Source organism: Streptomyces sp. NPDC005195 (genome assembly GCF_040608315.1).
In the GTDB taxonomy this organism is placed as follows: domain Bacteria; phylum Actinomycetota; class Actinomycetes; order Streptomycetales; family Streptomycetaceae; genus Streptomyces; species Streptomyces kaempferi.
In genome coordinates this window covers 21684-41382 of the sequence record NZ_JBEXHZ010000008.1, presented here as the reverse complement: position 1 = coordinate 41382, position 19699 = coordinate 21684, and the positions used below count along the sequence as shown (strand labels likewise).

The window sequence follows — 19699 nt, the reverse complement described above, 5'->3', positions numbered from 1 at the left end:
CGCGACGGGTGAGGGGCGGCTCCCATGGGAGCCGCCCCTCACCTGTTGCCGCCGCTCTCGCGACTCCTACTTCTTGTTGGCGCCGCGCTTCTCGCGCACCCGGACCGAGATGTGGATCGGCGTGCCCTCGAAGCCGAACTCCTCACGCAGCCGGCGCTCGATGAAACGCCGGTAGCCGTGCTCGATGAAGCCGGAGGCGAAGAGCACGAACCGCGGGGGCTTGGTGCCCGCCTGCGTACCGAAGAGGATGCGGGGCTGCTTGCCGCCACGGACCGGGTGCGGGTGGGCGGCGACCAGCTCTCCGAGGAAGGCGTTCAGACGGCCGGTCGGAACCCTGGTCTCCCAGCCGTCCAGGGCGGTCTCGATCGCGGGGACGAGCTTCTCCATGTGCCGGCCGGTGCGCGCCGAGACGTTCACCCGGGGCGCCCACGCCACCTGGAGGAGCTCGGTCTCGATCTCCCGCTCCAGGTAGTAGCGGCGCTCCTCGTCGAGGGTGTCCCACTTGTTGAAGGCGAGGACGATCGCGCGGCCCGCCTCGACGGCCATCGTGACGATGCGCTGGTCCTGCACGGAGATGGTCTCGGACGCGTCGATCAGGATGACCGCGACCTCGGCCTTCTCGACGGCGGCGGCGGTACGCAGCGAGGCGTAGTAGTCGGCGCCCTGCTGGAGGTGGACGCGCTTGCGGATGCCCGCCGTGTCGACGAACTTCCAGGTGATGCCGCCGAGCTCGATGAGCTCGTCGACGGGGTCGCGGGTGGTGCCGGCGACCTCGTTGACGACCACGCGGTCCTCGTTCGCCACCTTGTTCAGGAGGGAGGACTTGCCGACGTTCGGGCGGCCGATGAGGGCGATGCGGCGGGGGCCGCCCACCGCGGTGCCGAAGGTCTGCGCCGGGGCCTCGGGCAGGGCGTCCAGGACGGCGTCCAGCATGTCGCCGGTGCCGCGGCCGTGCAGCGCGGAGACGGGGTGCGGCTCGCCGAGACCGAGGGACCAGAGGTACGAGGCGTCGGCCTCGCCGCTCGGGCCGTCGACCTTGTTGGCGCACAGCACGACCGGCTTGCCGGCCTTGCGCAGCAGCCGCACGACCGCCTCGTCGGTGTCCGTCGCGCCGACCTTGGCGTCCACGACGAAGACGACCGCGTCGGCCGCCTCGATCGCGTACTCGGCCTGCGCGGCGACGGACGCGTCGATGCCGAGGACGTCCTGCTCCCAGCCGCCGGTGTCGACGAGCTTGAAGCGGCGGCCCGCCCACTCGGCCTCGTAGGTGACGCGGTCGCGGGTGACACCGGGCTTGTCCTCGACGACGGCCTCGCGGCGGCCGATGATCCGGTTCACCAGGGTCGACTTGCCGACGTTCGGACGGCCGACGACAGCGAGGGCGGGCAGCGGGCCGTGGCCCGCCTCGTCGATCGCGCCCTCGACGTCCTCGATGTCGAAGCCCTCTGCCGAGGCGAGCTCCATGAAGTCCGCGTACTCGGCATCGCCAAGCGCCCCGTGCTCGTGCCCGGCCGGGCCGGCCGAGCCGTCGGGCTGGATGTGGTCGTTCATGAAGTCCGTACCTCGTCGTTCATTCGTGGTGATCGGTGGACCGCCCGCACATCGGGTGATCCACTACTCAAGTGTCGCCCAGGGCCCGGTGGGGCGCCCGGCGGTTTCCGGGCGTCCGGTCAGACGCCTGGCATGGTCCAGGTGGGCGCTCAGCTGCTTCTGGATGCGCGTGGTCGCCTCGTCCAGCGCCTTGCGTGTACGTCGCCCGCTGCCGTCGCCCGCCTCGAAGGGGTCTCCGAAGACGACGTCGACCCGGCTGCGCAGCGGGGGGAGCCCCCTGGTCAGCCGGCTGCTCTTCCCGGCACTTCCCAGGACCGCCACCGGGACGATCGGGGCGCCGCTGCGGACCGCGAAATAGGCGAGCCCGGCGCGCAGCGAGGCGAAGTCGCCCTCGCCGCGGGTGCCCTCCGGAAAGATGCCGAGCACCCCGCCGGCCGAGAGGACGCCGAGGGCCTGGGTGATCGCCGTGCGGTCGGTGGTCGTGCGGTCGACCTTGACCTGCCCGATACCGAGCAGGAAGGGGTCCAGCGGGCCGATGAACGCTTCCTTCTTGATCAGGAAGTGTGTGGGCCGGGGTGCCACGCCCATGACCATCGGACCGTCGATGTTGTGCGAGTGGTTCACGGCGAGGATCGCCGGGCCGGTCGCGGGGACCTTCCAGGCGCCGAGCACGCGCGGCTTCCACAGGCCGTACATCAGTCCGACGCCGATACGGCGCCCGATCTCGGCGCCTCTCTCGGAGGGTGGGGTCACTTGGCGGCCCGCTTCTCCTCGACGAGGGTGACGACGCACTCTATGACCTGCTGGAGCGTGAGGTCGGAGGTGTCCACCTCGACCGCGTCGTCCGCCTTGGCGAGCGGGGAGGTCTTGCGGCTGGAGTCGGCCGCGTCCCGCTTCAGCAGGGCCTCCCGCGTCGCCTGGACGTCGGCGCCCTTCAACTCACCGCTGCGGCGGGCGGCGCGCGCCTCCGGGGTGGCGGTGAGGAAGATCTTCAGGTCGGCGTCGGGCAGCACCGTGGTGCCGATGTCCCGTCCCTCGACGACGATGCCGTCCTCCGCGCCCGCGGCGATCGAACGCTGCAGCTCGGTGATCCGGGCGCGCACCTCGGCCACCGCGCTGACCGCGCTGACCCTGGAGGTGACCTCCTGGGTGCGGATCGGGCCCGCGACGTCGGTCCCGTCGACCGAGATGGCCGGCGCGGACGGGTCGGTGCCGGAGATGATCTCCGGCTTGCCCGCCACGGCGGCGATCGCCGTCGGGTCCGTGATGTCGATGCCGTTGCTCACCATCCACCAGGTGATCGCCCGGTACTGCGCGCCCGTGTCCAGGTAGCTGAGGCCCAGCTGCGCGGCCACTGCCTTGGAGGTGCTCGACTTGCCCGTGCCGGAGGGGCCGTCGATGGCGACAATCACTGCCGGGGCGGTCCGGGCGGAGCCGTTTTCCACGGTGGAGACACCTTCCTGGTGCGGGGTGGAGGTCTGTGCGGGACGCGAACGCGCCCCGCACAAGGTTACTGGTTCCCCGGACCCCGTATTACTGGCCTCTTCGCCGCACCCCCCGCACCCGCTCTCCCCGGCCCGTGCCCGCGAGGGCCCCGCGCTCTCCGGTCCCCTACTGGCGCAGCGCCCAGCCCCGGTCCCGCAGCGCCGCGCTCAGCACGGGCACGGCCTTCGGCTCGACCATCAGCTGGACCAGACCGGCCTGCCGGCCCGTCGCGTGCTCGATCCGTACGTCCTCGACGTTGACGCCGGCCGCCCCGGCGTCGGCGAAGATGCGGGCCAGCTGGCCCGGCTGGTCGTCGATGAGGACGGCGACCGTCTCGTACGTCAGCGGAGCGGCGCCGTGCTTGCCGGGGACCCGTACCTGGCCCGCGTTGCCCCGGCGCAGCATGTCCTCGATGCCGCCGGCGCCCTCGCGGCGCTTGGCCTCGTCGGAGGACTGGAGGGCGCGCAGCGCCAGGACCGTCTCGTCGAGGTCTGCGGAGACGTCCGCGAGGAGGTCGGCGACCGGTCCCGGGTTCGCGGAGAGGATGTCGATCCACATCCGGGGGTCCGAGGCCGCGATCCTGGTCACGTCGCGGATGCCCTGCCCGCAGAGCCGTACGGCCGCCTCCTCCGCGTGCTGCAGACGCGCGGCGACCATGCTGGACACCAGGTGCGGCATGTGCGAGACGAGCGCGACCGCCCGGTCATGGGCGTCGGCGTCCATGACGACGGGGAGCGCGCGGCAGTGCGACACCAGTTCCAGCGCGAGGTTCAGGACCTCGGTGTCCGTGTCCCGGGTGGGCGTCAGGACCCAGGGGCGGCCCTCGAAGAGGTCACCCGTCGCGGCCAGCGGACCTGACTTCTCGCGGCCCGACATGGGGTGCGAGCCGATGTACGCCGAGAGGTCTAGGCCGAGGGCCTCGAGCTCACGGCGCGGGCCGCCCTTGACGCTCGCCACGTCGAGATAGCCGCGCGCGGCCCCGCGCCGCATGGCGTCCGCGAGGGTCGCCGCCACGTGCGCGGGCGGGGCCGCGACGATCGCGAGGTCCACGGGCCCGGTGGGCGGCTCGTCGGTGCCGGCGCCGAGCGCGGCCGCCGTGCGGGCCTGCTGCGGGTCGTGGTCGGTGAGGTGGACGACGACGCCCCGCTGGGCGAGCGCGAGCGCCGCCGACGTGCCGATCAGACCGGTTCCGATGACGAGTGCGGTTCTCACTGGGCGATGTCCTTGCGCAGGGCGCCCGCGGCACCCAGGTAGACGTGCGCGATGTCGGCACGGGGCCGGTCGGACTCGATGTGCGCGAGGATCCGTACGACGCGGGGCATCGCGCCCTCGATGTCCAGTTCCTGCGCGCAGATCAGCGGTACGTCGACGATGCCCAGCTTGCGGGCCGCGGCCGCCGGGAAGTCGCTGTGCAGATCGGGCGTCGCGGTGAACCAGACGCTGATCAGGTCGTCCGCGGTGAGACCGTTCCGTTCCAGGACGGCGGTGAGCAGCTCGCCGACCCGCTCCTCCATGTGGCCGGCCTCGTCCCGCTCCAGTTGGACGGCGCCCCGGACCGCTCGTACCGCCACGGCAATGCTCCTCGCTGATCTGCGTACACGTCTGCCACACCAGCGTAGTCAGCCCGCGGGCGCGCCGGTGCGCGGCGCCCGCTTGACGAGACGGGCACCGCGCGCCGGCCTACGGCCACGGATCAGAGCGACTGCTGTTTGATGAGGTCCTCCAGGGAGGCGCCGGACCGCGGCAGTTCGCCACCGGGGGTCAGTTTGTCGACCGCCTGCGGCAGGTATTGGGCGATCTGGTCCGCGGCCTTCTCCGAGCTGACCCCGGTCTGGGCGGCGATCTTCTGGAGGGTGTCGGCGGGCAGTGCCTGCGCGACCTGCTCGCCGGAGACGGGCTTGTTCTCCCCGGTGCCGATCCACGACTGCGCCTGGTCCATCAGGCCCGACTTGCTCAGCATGTCCAGCAGGCCGCCCAGCGGGTTGCCGCCGCCGCCCTGGCCGTTGGTCAGGGACCGGAGCAGCGAGCCCAGGATGTCGCCCCCGCCGGAGGCAGCTCCCTGCCCACCGCCGAGGAGACCGCCGAGCAGGCTGCCGAGATCGTTGTCCGCCATGGGGCGACGCCTTTCGAAGAGTGCGGCCGGGGCGGGTCGTCCCCGGCCTGGGACTCAGCCAATGTCACTTGAATCGCCTCATTCCGCCACTTGTAGTGAGAATGCGCCCGTGCGCCTCTGGACGCCGGGGCGCCCGTCCGCTCTGATGGCAGAAGACCGCCTCGGGGGAGGCCCGCATGAAGCGCCCAGGACCCTTGCTCACTCTGCTCGCCGGACTGCTTCTCGCCGTGTTCATGCTGTCGCTCAACGCGACGACGGGGGTGAGGAACGCGTCGTCGTCCCGCCCGCGGACGCCGGGCACCGCGCCGCCGGCGAGCGCGACACCCGGGAGATCCACCTCACCGCCGAGCCCGTCGCCGTCACCGTCCGCGTCGCCGTCCGCGAGCCCCGTTCCGAACGCCGACTACGCGGGCCGCACCGACGACGACTCCTCGGCCGTCGCCGTCTCGCTGCGCGACGGCCGCGCGATCGCGTACTTCTGCGACGGCCACGACAAGGAGTCGTGGCTCAAGGGCGACGTCAGGGACGACGGCACCCTGCGGCTCACCGGAAAGAACGGCGCGGGACTCGACGGCACGCTGCGGGACGGCGGACGGATCCGCGGCACCGTCGAATTCGGCGGCCGCCACTACGCCTTCACCGCCGACAGGGCGGTCAAGCCGTCCGGGCTCTACCGCGCGACGGCCACGGTGCGCGGCGCCGAACTGGACGGCGGCTGGATCGTGCTGCCCGGCGGCAAGCAGGTCGGCATCCTCGACCGCGACGGCGAACCGTCCGCGGCACCCGTGATCGACCCGGGGACCGGCGCCGTCACGGTCGACGGGCAGAAACTCACCGCACGCCCCGTCACTCCGTGACCGGTTCGACGCCCTTACCCGCTCCACGCCCTTTTCCCGGCCCTTCCCGGCCAGGGACCACGACGCCTTTCCCGGCCCTTTCCCGGCCCATTCCCGACCAGGAGCCGATATGACCGCGGATCCGAACGCCGCCACGCAGGGCTACCCCGCTCCCTTGCCCGCCCACCGCCGCCCGCACCCGGCCCGTTATCTCGTCCCGGCCCTGGTGGCCGCGGCGGTCGCGGTCGGCCTCGGCGCGTACGGCAGGACACACCACCCGACCGGGACCGCCTTCAATCTCGCGGGGTTCAGCAGTACGAGCGCGGTGAAGTCGTGGCTGGCCAGCACGGCGTTCGCCTTCGCGCTCGTCCAGTTGGTCTCGGCGTTCATGGTGTACGGGAGACTGCCGGGGCCGAGCTGGGCGCCGGCCCTGCACCGCTGGTCCGGACGGGTCGCCTTCCTGGTGGCGGTCCCCGTCGCGGTGCACTGCCTCTACGCGCTGGGTTTCCAGACGTACGAGCCGCGCGTGCTGTGGCACTCGCTCCTGGGATGCTTCTTCTTCGGGGCATTCAGTGCCAAAATGCTCCTGCTCCGCTCGGAGCGACTGCCCGGCTGGCTGCTGCCCGTGGCCGGAGGACTCGTCTTCGTGGTCCTCACCGTCATCTGGCTGACGTCGGCTCTCTGGTTCTTCCGTACGTTCGGAGTGACGACATGACCAACCCCCCGGCGCGGCGCACCGTTCTCGGCACGGGCGCGGCCGCCGCCCTGCTCGTGGGGTGCAGCAAGTACGGCGACAGCGGCGGCAGTTCACAGCCGTCCGCCTCAGCGCCCGCCTCATCGCCCGCGTCCGGCGCGGCCGGCGGCACCGAGCTCGCCACCACCGGCGACATCCCGGTCGGCGGCGGCAAGATCTTCAAGGACCGCAAGATCGTGGTCACCCAGCCCACCAAGGACGAGTTCAAGGCCTTCTCCGCGGTCTGCCCCCATCAGGGCTGCACCGTGAGCACCGTCGCCAACGGCACGATCGACTGCCCCTGCCACGGCAGCAAGTTCCGCATCACCGACGCCTCGGTGGTGGCGGGCCCCGCCCCGAGACCCCTGCCCGCCGAGCACATCACCGTGGAGGGAAACTCGATTCGCCTGGCCTGAACCACCACGTACGCTCCGGGACATGCGATCCGAGGCCCTGGTGCGCGACCACACGATCTACTCCTGCGTGATGGGGTCGCGCGCCTTCGGCCTGGCCACCGACGACAGTGACACGGACCGCCGGGGCGTGTTCCTCGCCCCGGCTCCGCTGTTCTGGCGCTTCGAGAAGCCGCCGACGCACGTCGAGGGCCCGGCCGAGGAGCAGTTCAGCTGGGAGCTGGAGCGGTTCTGCGTCCTCGCGCTGCGCGCCAATCCGAACATCCTGGAGTGCCTCCACTCCCCCCTCGTCGAGTACGCCGACGACACGGGCCGCGCCCTGCTCGACCTGCGCGAGGCCTTCCTCTCCCGCCGGGTCCACGAGACGTTCGCCCGCTATGCGCAGGGCCAGCTCAAGAAGCTGGAGGCCGACGTCCGCCGGTACGGCGCACCGCGCTGGAAGCACGCGATGCACCTGCTCCGCCTCCTCACGTCCTCCCGCGACCTGCTGCGCACCGGTGCCCTGACCCTCGACGTCGGCGAGCAGCGCGAACCGCTGCTCGCCGTCAAGCGGGGCGAGGTCCCGTGGAGCCGGGTGGAGACGTGGATGAGCCGCCTGGCCGCGGAGGCGGACGAGTCCGGCGCGCGCAGTCCCCTGCCGGCCGAGCCGGACCACGCCCGCGTCGAGGACTTCCTGGTCGGTGCGCGCCGTGCCTCAGCCCGTCGCGCCGACCCCGGCGTCGGCCAGACGCACCCGGACGACGAACGCGTGCAGGGCGTCGTGCACGGACGGGGCGTCCGGCAGCGCTGAGGCCTGCTGGGCCGCGTCCAGCAGGGCGTGCAGCCGCTCCGCGTCGTCCGCCACTCGTGCGTGGTCGACGTCCGCGGCCCCGTGCTCCCGCTCCGTCTTCGCCGCCATCAGATCCGGCAGGTACGACGGAGCGCCCGCCTCCGCGACGAGCGCGCGCAGATCGGCCTGCACCTCGCCGCTGCGCATCAGATGGATGCCGGTGAGCAGCACCCGGAAGGTGTAGAGCAGCGGCTTGAGTTCACCGGTCTTCCCGAAGAGCCGCCACTGTGTCGTGGCGAACCCCCGGTAGTGGTGCGCGTGATGACGGGTGAGGGTCCCCGGGGCGAGCGAGACCAGCTCGCGGTGGGCCTCGCCGGTGTGCACGACCAGGGGTGAGAGCAGCTGCTCCAGCACATAGCCGTTGCGCCGCAGCATCAGACGTACGAACTTGCGCACGTCGTGGGTGACGAGGTCCATCTCGACACCGTCCCGGTCCCACATCCGCGACCGGGTCTCCTCCGGTTCGCGCAGCCCGACCAGGTCGGCCGTCGGCAGCAGGTGCACGCCCCGCAGGTCGACGTCCGAGTCGCGCGACGGGAAGCCGTACAGGTGTGCCCCGGAGATGGTGGCGAACAACACCGGGTCGGGCTGCTCGGCCACCACCCCCGAGAGGTCGATGTCCAGAACGTCGTCGATCATCGGTCAAGCATCCCAGAGCGCCCCCAGCGACATGAGGTCGCTCTGGTATTCGATGCGGTCGGCCCATTCGGTCGGCCAGACGTCCGAGCCGTGGTGGGCACCCGCGAACGCGCCCGTCAGGCAGGCGATGGAGTCGGAGTCGCCGGAGGTGCAGGCCGCCCGGCGCAGCGCGGTGACGGGCTCGTCGACGAAGAGCAGGAAGCAGAGCAGGCCGGTGGCGAGCGCCTCCTCGGCGATCCAGCCCGCTCCGGTGGCAAGGCAGGGGTCGGTCTCGGGAGAGGGGGAACGCAGCGCGTCCCCGAGCCGGTCGAGCACGCCCAGGCAATCGTCCCAGCCGCGCTGGATGAAGTGCTCCGGCGTGGGGTCCTGGCTGCGGGTCCACAGGTCGCCGAGCCAACGGGAGTGGTAGTGGCCGCGGTTCTCCTCGGCGTACGCGCGCAGCAGCCCGACCAGATCCGCGGGCTCGGCACCCTGGACGAGGAGCCGGACGGCGTGGGCGGTGAGGTCGGAGGCGGCGAGCGCGGTGGGATGGCCGTGGGTGAGCGCCGCCTGCAACTGCGCGGCTCCCGCCCGCTGTTCGTCGCTCAGGCCCGGTACGAGACCGACCGGCGCCACGCGCATGTTGGCGCCGCACCCCTTGGAGCCGATCTGGCTGGCGTCCTGCCAGGGGCGGCTCTCGTCCTTCAGGAGGTTGCAGGCGACGAGACAGGTGCGGCCGGGCGCGCGGTTGTTCTCCGGCGACAGATACCAGTCCACGAACTCCTCGCGCACCGGCCGTTCCATCCGCAGCGGTCCGAGCAGACCGCGGTCCATGGCCGTGCGCAGACCCCGCCCCAGCGCCAGTGTCATCTGGGTGTCGTCGGTGACGATCGCGGGCCTGGGCAGTGCCATCTCCCGCCAGGGGCCGCACTTGGCGAGGATCGACGGTATGTCGTTGAACTCGGTCGGGAATCCCAGCGCGTCGCCGAGGGCGAGGCCGAGCAGGGTCCCGGTGGCGGCGTGCTTCGCGAGCGTCGGGGTGGTGGTCATCAGGGCCGTCCTTCCGAAGGGGGACGCAGCAGGGGCGGGTGCAGGGCGGTGGCGCCGCCCGCGCGGTAGAGGGCGGCGGGTTTGCCGCGCCCTCCGGTGAGGCGAGCGGCCCCCGGGACGGGTTCGACGAAGCCCGGCGTGGCGAGGACCTTGCGCCGGAAGTTGGGCCGGTCGAGCGCGGTGCCCCACACCGTCTCGTAGACCCGCTGCAGCTCGCCGAGGGTGAACTCGGGCGGGCAGAAGGAGGTGGCGAGACAGGTGTACTCGAGCTTGGCGCCGACGCGTTCGTGGGCGTCGGCGAGGATGCGGTCATGGTCGAAGGCGAGCGGGCCGGGTGTGCGGTACGGCTGCCAGCGGGCCTGCGCCGCGTCACCGCCGCCGTGCGGCTCGGGAGGGTCGGGGAGCAGTGCGGCGAACGCGACGGAGACGACCCGCATTCTCGGGTCGCGGTCGGGGTCGCTGTAGGTGCGCAGCTGCTCCAGGTGCAGGCGCGAGACGTCCGACAGACCGGTCTCCTCGGCGAGTTCGCGCCGGGCGGCCGTCTCCGCGGACTCGGCCGGCAGCACGAACCCGCCGGGCAGCGCCCAGTGGCCCGCGTACGGCTCCTGCCCCCGCTCGACGAGCAGGACCTCCAGCACGTCGGCGCGGATCGTCAGGACGGCCAGGTCCACGGTCACGGCGAAGGGTTCGAACGCGTACTTGTCGTAGCCCTCGGGGGCACCGCCGCCGGACGGGCTGCCCTGCCGCACGCGCGCACCCACCCGGCCCCGCCTCCACGTCCGCACGACGCACGGCCGGCCCGATCGAGGGATCACCGGGAGCGGGGATCACCACGGGCGGTGGCCGCCGCGGTCACGAGTAATAGTCACTGAGACTATAAAGAGCACGGGGAGCGCCCACAACCCTCCGGACGCCGGAGATCCGCCCCGGTTCCGAGCCGGGCGCACGACGGCGGGCGTGCATGACGGAGCCGTGGCGGCTCCTGGGGCCCCTCTGACGGCCGTGGAACCGGGGGGCGAGGAAAGGGATGACCCCGCGCCTCTCCGGAGCCGTGAGGGTCACCACGGCCGCGCCTGCACGGTCACCCGGACCGCCGCCCGGCGGCGCAAACGCGTCGGCCGGCCCCGGGGCACTCCCGGGACCGGCCGAAACGACGGAGGTCGCGAACGAAGGGTGTCGCGAACCGGCGGGTGTCGCGAACGACGGACGATCTAGAGGTCGACCTCGTTCATGAGCATGCCGACCTCGGTGTTCGACAGGCGGCGCAGCCAGCCCGACTTCTGGTCGCCGAGGGTGATCGGGCCGAAGGCGACGCGTACGAGCTTGTCCACCGGGAAGCCGGCCTCGGCGAGCATGCGGCGCACGATGTGCTTGCGGCCCTCGTGGAGGGTCACCTCGACCAGGTAGTTCTTGCCGGTCTGCTCGACGACGCGGAAGTGGTCCGCCTTCGCGTACCCGTCCTCCAGCTGGATGCCGTCCTTGAGCCGCTTGCCCAGGTCACGCGGGATCGGGCCGACGATGTGCGCGAGGTAGACCTTCTTCACGCCGTACTTCGGGTGGGTCAGCCGGTGCGCGAGCTCGCCGTGGTTGGTGAGCAGGATGACGCCCTCGGTCTCGGTGTCGAGCCGCCCGACGTGGAAGAGCCGCGTCTCGCGGTTCGTCACGTAGTCCCCGAGGCACTGCCGGCCCTCGGTGTCCTCCATGGTGGAGACGACACCGGCGGGCTTGTTCAGCGAGAAGAACTGGTACGACTGCGTGGCGACGGTCAGACCGTCGACCCGGATCTCGTCCTTCTCGGGGTCGACGCGCAGCCCCTGCTCGGTGACGATCTGGCCGTTGACCTCGACCCGGGCCCGCTCGACGAGTTCCTCACAGGCACGCCGGGAGCCGTAGCCCGCGCGCGCGAGCACCTTCTGCAGACGCTCGCCCTCCTGCTCGGCGCCCGGGAAGGTCTTGGGCAGCTTCACCTCGGGCTTGCCCGCGTAGCGGTCCCGGTTGCGCTCCTCGGCCCGCGTCTCGTACTCACGGGAGCGCGCGGGCTCCGTACGGCCGCCGCGCTGCTGGCCCTGCTTGGGGCCGCCCTTGGCGCCGCCGCGGGCCGCGTTGCCGCGCCCCGACTTCGGCCCCTCGTGGGTGGCGCCGGGACCTACGTCGTAGCGGCGCTCCTCGGGACGGGGATTGCCGGCGCGCTTCGGCCTGTCGTCGCCGCTCCCTCCGCCGCTCCGGGGCTGGGAACCGGCCCCACCACTCCTCGGCTGGGAACCGCTCCCGCCACTCCTCGGCTGCGAACCGCTCCCGCCGCTACGGGGCTGAGAGCCACCCCCGCCACTCCTCGGCTGAGAGCCGCCCCCGCCGCTACGGGGCTGAGAGCCACCCCCGCCGCTCCTCGGCTGAGAGCCACCCCCGCCGGTCCCCCGGGGATTGCCGCGCCCGCTGTTCCTGCCACTGCCACTGCTTCGCATCAAAGTTCCGTCGTCGTCGTGTCGTCTGCATCTGCGTCCGGTGCATCCGGATGGAACGACGGGACCCCTTCCAGCGTCTCGGCTTCGATCGCGTCCGCCTCGGGGAGGAAGGGCGCGAGCTCCGGGAGCTCGTCCAGACCGCGCAGGCCCATTCGCTCCAGGAAGTAGTTCGTCGTCGTGTACAGGATCGCACCTGTTTCGGGTTCCGTGCCCGCCTCCTCGACCAGACCGCGCTGCAGGAGGGTGCGCATCACCCCGTCACAGTTGACTCCGCGGACCGCCGAGACCCTGGAACGGCTGACCGGCTGGCGGTACGCGACGACCGCCAGGGTCTCCAGCGCGGCCTGGGTGAGCCGGGCGTGCTGGCCGTCCAGGACGAAGCGTTCCACGGCCGCCGCGTACGCGGGCCGGGAGTAGAAGCGCCAGCCGCCGGCGATGAGCCGCAGCTCGAAGCCGCGGCCCTGGACGGTGTACTCGTCGGCCAGCTCCCGCAGCGCGTCCCTGACCTGCCGCTTCGGCCGTTCGAGGATCTTCGCGAGGTGCTCCTCGGTCGCGGGCTCGTCCACGACCATGAGGACGGCCTCCAGGGCGGGCCGGAGGTCGAGGTCGGCGACGGTGTCCCGGCCCGCCGGGATCCCGCTGGTGTGCTCGCTCACGCCTTCTCCTTCCTGGCGTCTTCCTTCGCCGTCTCGGGCGGCCGGTCGAACTCGTCCGTCACCCTGGGCTCCTCGGCGCTGTCCCCGCCCGTCCAGCGCACCAGCAGGTCCCCCAGCGCCTCCTCCTGGTCGAGGGCGACCGCCTTCTCCCGGTAGAGCTCCAGCAGGGCCAGGAAACGGGCCACGACGGTGAGGGTGTCGGCGGTGTCCGCGACGAGGTCGCGGAAGCTGGCCTGCCCGTGTTCGCGCAGCAGCGCCACCACGATCTCCGCCTGTTCCCGCACGCTGACCAGCGGGGCATGGATGTGGTCGACGTACACCTGCGGCTTGGGCCTGGGCTGCATCGCCTTCACGGCGAGCCTGGCGAATCCCTCCGCCCCGATGCTGATGACGACCTCGGGCAGCAGTTCGGCGTGGTGGGGTTCGAGACCGACGGTACGGGGGTAGCGGCGGGCCTCCTCGTCGAGGCGGGCGTTGAAGATGTCCGCGATCCGCTTGTACGCGCGGTACTGCAGCAGCCGGGCGAAGAGGAGGTCGCGGGCCTCCAGCAGGGCCAGGTCCGCCTCGTCCTCGACCTCGGCGGCGGGCAGCAGCCGCGCGGCCTTGAGATCGAGCAGGGTCGCCGCGACGACCAGGAACTCGGTCGTCTGATCGAGGTCCCAGTCCGGTCCCATCGCCCTGATGTGCGCCATGAACTCGTCGGTCACCCGCGACAGCGCCACTTCGGTGACGTCCATCTTGTGCTTCGAGATCAACTGCAGCAGCAGGTCGAAGGGCCCTTCGAAGTTGGCCAGCCGCACCTTGAAGACCCCGTCACCGGGTTCGGGTTCGGGTTCGACTTCGACTTCGGCTTCGGCTTCGGCTTCGGCGAGAACGCCCGGTTCGACGACGGTCCCGGCTTCCGCGCCGGCTGGCGACCCGGTCCCGGCGGGGGCTCCCGGGCCGGCGGGGGCTCCGAGGCCGGCGGATGTCCCAGGTGTGACCGACGTCTCGGATCCGGCTCCGGCTTCCTGGCCGTCCGGAGCGGGAGAGGACTCGGGGCCGGGATGCGGCGTCGGGCCGGTCGGCGGCTCGGGTTCCTCGGGAATCCCCGGCTCGGCGGACTCCTCGGCGGACTCCCCGGCGGATTCGTCGGCCGGTTCCCCGGCGGGCGGTGCGTCGGGAGCCGGACCGGCCCCCGGTCCTCGGCCGAGCGCACGTCGGCGACCGGCGGAGCCGGCGGCGGGGACGGGGGCGTCGTTCGAGGTCATAGCCGTCGCAGGCTACCGCTACCGCCCGCGGAGCCGTCGTACGAGAATGCTCGCGTCCCCACGGGATTCGAGATCGGCGAGCACGACCGCGACCGCCTCACGGACGATCCGCCCGCGGTCGACCGCGAGCCCGTGCTCCCCGCGCAGCACCAGACGGGCGTGTTCGAGGTCCATGAGCTCCTCGGCGGACACGTACACCGTGATCTTCTCGTCGTGCCGCTCCCGCCCGCTGGGCCGCCGGTTGGCGGCGCGCTGACGCTTGCGGGACTGCTGCTGGGCGGCGGCGGAACCGGCGCCAGAACCTTCCTGCGTCGCCTGGCGCCGCGCCGAGCGCTCCGGAGCCGTACCCCGGCTGCGCGACTCCCCCGTGTCGGCGGCGGAGTCGGCCGCGACGTGTTCGTCGCCCTCGCCGTCGCCGCCCTGTACGGGCACCGAGTGCGGCGCGTCCTCCGCCCCGGCGGCCGGATCGCTCTCGCCGGCCGGAGCCGGCACACGGGCCTCACCGTTGGTCCGGCGAGTGGGAGTGGAGGACTGGAGCGCCATGCCCCCGGTGGTGCGGAACAGTTCGTCGGCCCCCGGCAGACTCACTCGGCGTGACACCGGGCGAGCACCTCCCTGGCGAGCTGGCGATAGGCGGCGGCACCGACGGAGTTGGAGGCGTACGTGGTGATCGGCTCACCGGCGACGGTGGTCTCCGGGAAGCGGACGGTCCGGCCGATCACCGTGTGGTACACGTGATCGTCGAAGGCCTCGACCACCCGGGCGAGCACCTCACGGCTGTGCACCGTGCGGGAGTCGTACATGGTCGCGAGGATGCCGTCGAGCTCCAGCTCGGGGTTGAGCCGCTCCTGGACCTTCTCGATGGTCTCGGTGAGCAGCGCGACACCACGCAGCGCGAAGAACTCGCACTCGAGCGGCACGATCACCTTGTGCGCCGCTGTCAGGGCGTTGACGGTGAGCAGGCCGAGCGAGGGCTGACAGTCGATCACGATGTAGTCGTAGTCGGCCATCAGCGGCTTCAGGGCGCGCTGCAGCGTGGACTCGCGCGCGACCTCGGAGACGAGCTGCACCTCGGCGGCGGACAGGTCGATGTTGCTGGGCAGCAGGTCCATGTTCGGGACCGCCGTCTTCAGGAGCACCTCGTCGGCCGCCATGCCCCGCTCCATGAGCAGGTTGTAGACGGTGAGGTCGAGCTCCATCGGGTTGACGCCGAGACCGACCGAGAGCGCGCCCTGCGGGTCGAAGTCGACGAGCAGGACCCGGCGTCCGTACTCCGCGAGCGCGGCACCCAGGTTGATGGTCGACGTCGTCTTGCCGACGCCGCCCTTCTGGTTGCACATCGCGATGATCTTCGCGGGGCCGTGATCGGTCAGCGGGCCCGGGATCGGGAAGTACGGCAGCGGGCGTCCGGTCGGGCCCACGCGCTCACGGCGCTGGCGGGCCGCGTCGGGCGCGAGCGTGGCCGCGTACTCCGGATCGGGCTCGTACTCGGCGTCGGGGTCGTAGAAGTGCCCCTCGGGCAGTTCGTCGTAGTCGGCGAAGTGGGTGCGGTTCTGGCCACTTCCGTTGCCGGCCATGGCGTTCACGTGATGGCCATCCATGCTCGGGTGTGCTCTCTGAGTCATCCGGGGACTCTGATGGGCTGCGAAGGTTCGGACAGCGACGGAGCCGACAGCCTCGAGCCCCGTGGGGCCCTGGCCCCGCGCCGGCATTCCTGGTTGACCACCCCCGGGAGTAAATGTCGACTCATTCACAAGTCGTCTTACCTCCTTGGTGACCAGGAAACTTCTCGATAGGTCAGCGTGGCACCATGCCGACGGTTGGCGACTCTATGGCGTGTCACCACTCCGCAGCAACACAATCCGCCGGACCCGACCCGATGTGTCGGCAACCGAACACCCCTCTGTCAAGGGCGTAAGGCCGTCGCACAGCAGGTTTCACCGGTGTGCGAATCGGTCGAAGAGTTACGTTCGTGGCGAGTTGAACGAGTGTCGCAAAGTGACCCGACACACATCCGGCCGGACCTTGCTGGGCAAGGTCCGGCCGGATGCGGGACGTTGACGACCTGTGTTGACGTATCGCCTTTTGCTCGGCGGCCGGTCCGCGACCGCTCGTCGGCGGCCCGGCCGTGCGGGGTCAGCCGAGCAGGGACTCCAGCGCCACGTGCTCCAGACCGTGCGCCTCGGCGACCTCGCGGTAAACGACCTTGCCCTCATGCGTGTTGAGGCCCCTGGCCAGCGCGGGGTCGCGGCGCAGGGCCTCGGCCCAGCCGCGGTTGGCGAGCTCCACGATGTACGGCAGCGTCGCGTTGGTCAGCGCGTACGTCGAGGTGTTGGGCACGGCGCCGGGCATGTTGGCGACGCAGTAGAAGACCGAGTTGTGGACCGGGAAGGTCGGCTCGGCGTGCGTGGTCGGGCGCGAGTCCTCGAAGCAGCCGCCCTGGTCGATCGCGATGTCGACAAGGACACTTCCCGGCTTCATCCGCGACACGAGTTCGTTGGTGACCAGTTTCGGGGCCTTGGCACCCGGGATGAGGACGGCGCCGATGACGAGGTCGGCCTCGAGGCAGGCCTTCTCCAGCTCGAAGGCGTTGGAGACGACGGTCTGGATCTTCGTGCCGAAGATCTTGTCCGCCTCCTTGAGCTTGTTGATGTCGCGGTCGAGCAGGGTCACCTGGAAGCCCATGCCGATGGCGATCTGCGCGGCGTTCCAGCCGGAGACGCCGCCGCCGATGACGACGGCCTTGGCGGGCAGCACGCCGGGAACGCCGCCCGGCAGCACCCCGCGGCCGCCGTTGGCGCGCATCAGCTGGTAGGCGCCGACCTGCGGGGCGAGCCGGCCCGCGACCTCGGACATCGGGGCGAGCAGGGGCAGGGCGCGGCTCGGCAGCTCGACCGTTTCGTACGCGATGGCCGTGGTGCCGGACTCCAGGAGCGCGTCCGTGCACTCCTTGGAGGCGGCCAGGTGGAGGTACGTGAAGAGCGTCTGGTCCTTGCGGAGGCGGTGGTACTCCTCCGCGATGGGCTCCTTGACCTTCAGCAGCAGGTCGGCGGTGGCCCACACCTGGTCGGCGGTGGGGAGGATCTGCGCACCGGCGGAGACGTACTCGTCGTCCGTGATCGAGGAGCCGACACCGGCGTTCTGCTCGACGAAGACCTGGTGGCCGTGGCGCACCAGCTCGTGGACGCCGGCGGGGGTGATGGCCACCCGGAACTCGTTGTTCTTGACCTCGCGGGGGATACCGACCTTCACGTCGATCACGGTCCTTGACTCAGAGGGTTCTGGGGTTGTGCACGGCCGGGGCGACGCAAGCCGGGGCAATGCATGTCATACCCGGATGCACGGGCGCGCCGGGAGACACCACGAAAGAACGCAGCGGAGCCAGTCTAATGAAGGGATTCTCTCTGTCTAGCCTTTCAATGCATCAATCTTCTGCGGATGCACTGCGGATTTCGCAGGCATTAGCGTCCTGTTCCATGGGCATCGAGCTCTCCGGGAGCTCATCACCCAGCATGCGCTCCGCCGCCCCGCGGTGCAGCTGGGCCGCGGCGGGGTCGCCGAGCCGGTCCAGGGTGTCGGCCAGCCTGAGCTGCAGCGCGGCCTGCAGCCGCAGGTCCTCGGCGCGGCGGGCCCACTCGACGGCGTCCTGGCAGGTGCGCAGCGACTCCTCCGGCCGCCCCGCGTACTCCTGAACGCGCGCCAGCTCGCTCAACGCCCGTGCCTGGGAGGCCACATCGCCGTTCCTGCGATGTCCGGTGACGGCGGCGCGCCAGTTGCGCAGCGCCTCGCCGTAACGGCCCGCGTAGGTGTGCGCGGTGGCGATCCGGCCGTAGAGCCGGGCGGCGTCCAGCCGCTCGTCGCGGGCCAGGCGCTGGGCGAGGGCCCGGCCGTACCAGTCGGCGGCCCGGTCGAAGTCCCCGAGCTCCAGGTGGGCGCCGCCTACGGATTCCATCGCCCGGCCGATCGCGTACGGGTCGTTCGCCTCGCGCGCGGCGTCGAGCGCGGCCCGGTAGCGGGCGAGGGCCGCCGCGGTGCGGCCGGTGCGTTCGTCCAGGTCGGCCAGGTTCAGCAGAGCCGCGGCCCGCTCCCGGGGCAGCCTGCGGCGCTCGGCGACGTCGAGGACGAGCCGGTGGATGCCGTAGAGCTCGGGTGCCGCGGCCCGGGTGCCGAAGTGGACGACCAGCGCCCGCACCAGGGCGGCCATCAGACGGCGGGCCAGGGTGTCCAGTTCGCCGTCGGCGACCGCGGTCCGGGCGGCGGCCAGCAGCGCGGGCTGCCGGATCCGCAGCCAGTCCTCGGCCGCCCTGGGGTTCGGGAAGCGCAGCGCGCGGGGCATCCCGGCGAGCTTCTCGCGGGCCGGCGAACTGTCGGTCTCGGTGATCGCGCGACAGGACACCAGCAGCCGCACGGTCCGCTCCAGCATCCGGGCGCGGGCCAGCTGCAGCTCGGCCGGGCGGTCCTCGCTCTCGGTGAGGGCGCGCAGCAGCGGCAGCAGGAAGCCGGGGACCTCGTACTGCGGCAGCGGCGACTCGACCGGCCGCAGGAGCCCGAGCGCGGCGAAGTCGTCCAGCGCGCCGCGGGCGGCGCCGACCGAGCAGCCGGCCAGCGCGGACGCGGTGTGCGGGTCGACGAGCCCGGCGGGCGCGAGCGAGAGCAGTCGCAGGGTCCGCGCGGCGGCCGCGGGGAGCCCGGTGTACGTGAGCCGGAAGATCCGGGCGGACGGCGAGCCCTCCTCGCCGTCCGCGCGCAGCTGCTTGGCGAGGTCGGCGACGGCCGAGGTGGGGCGTGCCGCGAGCCAGCCGCCCGCCAGCACCAGGGCGCCGGGCTGGCCCGCGCACTCCTCGACCAGCCCCTCGGCGGCGAGTGGGTCGACGGTGATGCGGACCGAACCCGCGAAGCGCTCCAGGAGTTCCAGCGCGGACTTGGTGTCGAGGCCGCCCAGGGTGCAGGGACGGACATCCGCGATGCCGGTCAGCGGCCCTCCGGAGACGGCGACCACCAGGCACTCGGGGGTGTCGGGCAGCAGGACGTCGACCTGCTCGGCGTCGGCCGCGTCGTCGAGCAGGAGCAGGGCGCGCCGGGCGGCGAGGGCGTCGCGCACCGCCGCGCTCAGGTCCTCGGCGCCGGCTCCGGGCGGCGCGGGCAGTTCGAGGGCCGTGAGGAGTTCCCGCGCGGTGCGCTCGGTGGGCACCGGGGTGCCGTCGGGTTCGGCCAGCCGGGCTCGCAACACCCCGTCCGGGTAACTCTCGGCAACCTGCCGCACGAGCTCCTCGGCGAGCGCGGAGCGGCCCGAACCGGGCTTGCCCGCGATGAGCAGCACCCGCGCGCGGGGGGCTTTGCGCCCCGCCAGGGTGTCCAGTCCGGTCCGTTCGATGTCGGCCCGGAGTTCCTTCAACTCTCTTGTACGGCCGAGGAACTGACCCTTGGTAGGAGCGGACCCGGCAGCCGGAGGCCGCCCTGCCGACGGCGCTTTCGCGCCATCCGTGTCCACCGCCTGATCTGTCACGGGCCACACTCCCGTCCCACTGCACGCGCAAGCCCGCCGGGACTCCGGTTCGGACGTTTCCAGAGCCTAGTTCACGCTCTGCGACGAACCGTGCGGAGCACGGCGGAGACATCCCTCGATCGGATCAGCCGATCGTAGGACCGGATGGGCGTGCGGTGAGGCCCCGGAGGACCCCGGAAGCGCCGAGGACACCGAAG

Annotated in this window: 20 protein-coding genes; 4 read left to right on the top strand and 16 right to left on the bottom strand. The window is 72.0% G+C overall.

The features are described 5' to 3' along the window. Positions 1–66: 66 nt before the first annotated feature. The 6 genes from der to ABZV34_RS11875 form a co-directional block, all read right to left on the bottom strand. A complete protein-coding gene (der, locus tag ABZV34_RS11900; protein WP_356273758.1) occupies positions 67–1551 on the bottom strand; it encodes a ribosome biogenesis GTPase Der in 1485 nt (494 codons plus the stop codon). A 63-nt stretch (positions 1552–1614) separates the two neighbouring features. After that, positions 1615–2247: a lysophospholipid acyltransferase family protein gene (locus ABZV34_RS11895; RefSeq protein ID WP_356274179.1), complete on the bottom strand. Its 633-nt coding sequence runs from the start codon at positions 2245–2247 to the stop codon at positions 1615–1617. Positions 2248–2300: 53 nt separating this feature from the next. Beyond that, positions 2301–2996, bottom strand: coding sequence for a (d)CMP kinase (gene cmk, locus ABZV34_RS11890; RefSeq protein ID WP_356273756.1), 696 nt, complete (start codon positions 2994–2996; stop codon positions 2301–2303). Positions 2997–3162: 166 nt separating this feature from the next. Next, positions 3163–4248 (bottom strand): prephenate dehydrogenase, encoded by a 1086-nt coding sequence (locus ABZV34_RS11885; RefSeq protein ID WP_356273754.1) that lies wholly within the window; start codon positions 4246–4248, stop codon positions 3163–3165. After that, entirely contained in the window at positions 4245–4607 is a 363-nt protein-coding gene (gene aroH, locus ABZV34_RS11880) for a chorismate mutase (protein WP_356273752.1), read from the bottom strand. The genes ABZV34_RS11885 and aroH overlap by 4 nt, the downstream gene beginning before the upstream one ends. 122 nt (positions 4608–4729) lie before the next feature. After that, on the bottom strand, positions 4730–5149 hold the full coding sequence (locus tag ABZV34_RS11875; RefSeq protein WP_356273750.1) for a YidB family protein: 420 nt from the start codon (positions 5147–5149) through the stop codon (positions 4730–4732). 176 nt (positions 5150–5325) lie between these two features. On the opposite strand from ABZV34_RS11875, the gene ABZV34_RS11870 reads away from it, so the two are divergent. From ABZV34_RS11870 to ABZV34_RS11855, 4 genes are all read left to right on the top strand, one after another. Beyond that, complete coding sequence (locus ABZV34_RS11870; RefSeq protein ID WP_356273749.1) at positions 5326–6006, top strand: hypothetical protein; 681 nt, start codon at positions 5326–5328, stop codon at positions 6004–6006. A 109-nt stretch (positions 6007–6115) separates the two neighbouring features. Continuing rightward, on the top strand, positions 6116–6700 hold the full coding sequence (locus tag ABZV34_RS11865; protein WP_356273747.1) for a DUF6529 family protein: 585 nt from the start codon (positions 6116–6118) through the stop codon (positions 6698–6700). Then, on the top strand, positions 6697–7134 hold the full coding sequence (locus ABZV34_RS11860; RefSeq protein ID WP_356273745.1) for a Rieske (2Fe-2S) protein: 438 nt from the start codon (positions 6697–6699) through the stop codon (positions 7132–7134). The genes ABZV34_RS11865 and ABZV34_RS11860 overlap by 4 nt, the downstream gene beginning before the upstream one ends. A gap of 22 nt (positions 7135–7156) precedes the next feature. Further along, a complete protein-coding gene (locus tag ABZV34_RS11855) occupies positions 7157–7921 on the top strand; it encodes a nucleotidyltransferase domain-containing protein (protein WP_356273743.1) in 765 nt (254 codons plus the stop codon). Here the strand turns inward: ABZV34_RS11855 and ABZV34_RS11850 are convergent. The 10 genes from ABZV34_RS11850 to ABZV34_RS11805 form a co-directional block, all read right to left on the bottom strand. Further along, a complete protein-coding gene (locus tag ABZV34_RS11850) occupies positions 7826–8596 on the bottom strand; it encodes a nucleotidyltransferase domain-containing protein (RefSeq protein ID WP_356274176.1) in 771 nt (256 codons plus the stop codon). The genes ABZV34_RS11855 and ABZV34_RS11850 overlap by 96 nt on opposite strands. A 6-nt stretch (positions 8597–8602) precedes the next feature. Beyond that, entirely contained in the window at positions 8603–9628 is a 1026-nt protein-coding gene (locus ABZV34_RS11845) for an ADP-ribosylglycohydrolase family protein (protein ID WP_356273741.1), read from the bottom strand. Then, entirely contained in the window at positions 9628–10389 is a 762-nt protein-coding gene (locus ABZV34_RS11840; protein WP_356273739.1) for an NUDIX domain-containing protein, read from the bottom strand. Before ABZV34_RS11840 ends, ABZV34_RS11845 begins: the two co-directional genes overlap by 1 nt. A gap of 450 nt (positions 10390–10839) precedes the next feature. After that, a complete protein-coding gene (locus tag ABZV34_RS11835) occupies positions 10840–12090 on the bottom strand; it encodes a pseudouridine synthase (RefSeq protein ID WP_356273737.1) in 1251 nt (416 codons plus the stop codon). Next, positions 12090–12746, bottom strand: a complete 657-nt coding sequence (gene scpB / locus ABZV34_RS11830) for an SMC-Scp complex subunit ScpB (protein WP_356273736.1) — start codon at positions 12744–12746, stop codon at positions 12090–12092. Before scpB ends, ABZV34_RS11835 begins: the two co-directional genes overlap by 1 nt. After that, complete coding sequence (locus tag ABZV34_RS11825) at positions 12743–13996, bottom strand: segregation/condensation protein A (protein WP_356273734.1); 1254 nt, start codon at positions 13994–13996, stop codon at positions 12743–12745. The genes scpB and ABZV34_RS11825 overlap by 4 nt, the downstream gene beginning before the upstream one ends. 18 nt (positions 13997–14014) lie before the next feature. Then, the gene (locus ABZV34_RS11820) at positions 14015–14596 is read right to left on the bottom strand and encodes a hypothetical protein (RefSeq protein ID WP_356273732.1); all 582 of its coding nucleotides are present in this window, start codon (positions 14594–14596) and stop codon (positions 14015–14017) included. Continuing rightward, entirely contained in the window at positions 14581–15708 is a 1128-nt protein-coding gene (locus tag ABZV34_RS11815; protein WP_356273730.1) for a ParA family protein, read from the bottom strand. The genes ABZV34_RS11820 and ABZV34_RS11815 overlap by 16 nt, the downstream gene beginning before the upstream one ends. A 424-nt stretch (positions 15709–16132) precedes the next feature. Then, positions 16133–17257 (bottom strand): alanine dehydrogenase, encoded by a 1125-nt coding sequence (ald, locus tag ABZV34_RS11810; protein WP_356273728.1) that lies wholly within the window; start codon positions 17255–17257, stop codon positions 16133–16135. A gap of 163 nt (positions 17258–17420) precedes the next feature. Next, positions 17421–19502 (bottom strand): tetratricopeptide repeat protein, encoded by a 2082-nt coding sequence (locus ABZV34_RS11805; RefSeq protein ID WP_356273726.1) that lies wholly within the window; start codon positions 19500–19502, stop codon positions 17421–17423. Positions 19503–19699 lie beyond the last annotated feature (197 nt).

Bases quoted from the DNA above. Each gene is read 5' to 3' on its own strand.
- der (WP_356273758.1), bottom strand. From the start codon at position 1,551: ATGAACGACCACATCCAGCCCGACGGCTCGGCCGGCCCGGCCGGGCAC.
- ABZV34_RS11875 (WP_356273750.1), bottom strand. From the start codon at position 5,149: ATGGCGGACAACGATCTCGGCAGCCTGCTCGGCGGTCTCCTCGGCGGT.
- ABZV34_RS11815 (WP_356273730.1), bottom strand. From the start codon at position 15,708: ATGCCGGCGCGGGGCCAGGGCCCCACGGGGCTCGAGGCTGTCGGCTCC.
- ABZV34_RS11865 (WP_356273747.1), top strand. From the start codon at position 6,116: ATGACCGCGGATCCGAACGCCGCCACGCAGGGCTACCCCGCTCCCTTG.
- ABZV34_RS11845 (WP_356273741.1), bottom strand. From the start codon at position 9,628: ATGACCACCACCCCGACGCTCGCGAAGCACGCCGCCACCGGGACCCTG.
- ABZV34_RS11895 (WP_356274179.1), bottom strand. From the start codon at position 2,247: ATGTACGGCCTGTGGAAGCCGCGCGTGCTCGGCGCCTGGAAGGTCCCC.
- ABZV34_RS11835 (WP_356273737.1), bottom strand. From the start codon at position 12,090: ATGCGAAGCAGTGGCAGTGGCAGGAACAGCGGGCGCGGCAATCCCCGG.
- ABZV34_RS11860 (WP_356273745.1), top strand. From the start codon at position 6,697: ATGACCAACCCCCCGGCGCGGCGCACCGTTCTCGGCACGGGCGCGGCC.
- ABZV34_RS11870 (WP_356273749.1), top strand. From the start codon at position 5,326: ATGAAGCGCCCAGGACCCTTGCTCACTCTGCTCGCCGGACTGCTTCTC.
- ABZV34_RS11855 (WP_356273743.1), top strand. From the start codon at position 7,157: ATGCGATCCGAGGCCCTGGTGCGCGACCACACGATCTACTCCTGCGTG.
- ABZV34_RS11825 (WP_356273734.1), bottom strand. From the start codon at position 13,996: ATGACCTCGAACGACGCCCCCGTCCCCGCCGCCGGCTCCGCCGGTCGC.